At 59.7% G+C, this 670-nt stretch carries 1 protein-coding gene; it reads left to right on the forward strand.

Annotated elements, in window-relative coordinates:
• Window positions 1-161: 161 nt before the first annotated feature.
• Window positions 162-533 carry an endonuclease domain-containing protein gene (locus NKJ01_RS36300; RefSeq protein ID WP_352735400.1) on the forward strand — a complete coding sequence of 124 codons (372 nt, stop codon included), beginning with the start codon at window positions 162-164 and terminating at the stop codon, window positions 531-533.
• The last annotated feature ends 137 nt before the right edge of the window (window positions 534-670 follow it).

The following is a 670-nucleotide window of genomic DNA, read 5'->3' on the forward strand; positions in this document are numbered from 1 at the left end:
AAAACATCCCGCTCAGCCACAAACGACTCAAGGCACGATGGGCCGATCAAAACCTGCTTAGCCTCTTTACTCATATGCGATAGCCTTGCTCCGGAGGGGGGGAGATGTCCGGCAGGACAGAGGGGGGCGCCGTAGAGCGCCAGCGTTCGCCACAAACAGCTATGCCTCACACACCATTGCCTCCGCAGAACCGCGCAAACGCCAGATCGATGCGCAAGATCATGACGGACGCCGAGCTGAAGCTCTGGAACGAGCTTCGCGCTCACAGGCTCATGGGGCTTGGGTTCCGCAGGCAATTTCCAATCGCAAGCTATATCGCCGACTTTGCTTGCCCGGGCAAAAAGCTCGTCGTGGAGGTCGACGGGGTTCAGCACGGCGACGCCGATCCTGCGATGGCCGACGCCCTGAGGACGAAGCGCTTGGAACAGGATGGCTGGACCGTCCTTCGCTTCTGGAATGACGATGTCATCCGCGACATCGACAATGTCTGCCAACATATTGTCATCGCGGCAGGCTTGGCTGACATGCCCTGATATGTTGGCGGGCCAGCGCCCCCCTCTGTCCTGCCGGGCATCTCCCCCACTTGGGGCAGGGCTGTCCGGGGAAAGTTTTGAGTGAATCGAAATGCCGCATGTGCATGCCCCGTAAAACGGGGTTTGTCCGTCTTCTC

This window comes from Mesorhizobium sp. M0276 (assembly GCF_040321755.1).
Classification (GTDB): domain Bacteria; phylum Pseudomonadota; class Alphaproteobacteria; order Rhizobiales; family Rhizobiaceae; genus Mesorhizobium.

Coding starts and splice junctions, on each gene's coding strand:
- NKJ01_RS36300 (WP_352735400.1), top strand. CDS start 162: ATGCCTCACACACCATTGCCTCCGCAGAACCGCGCAAACGCCAGATCG.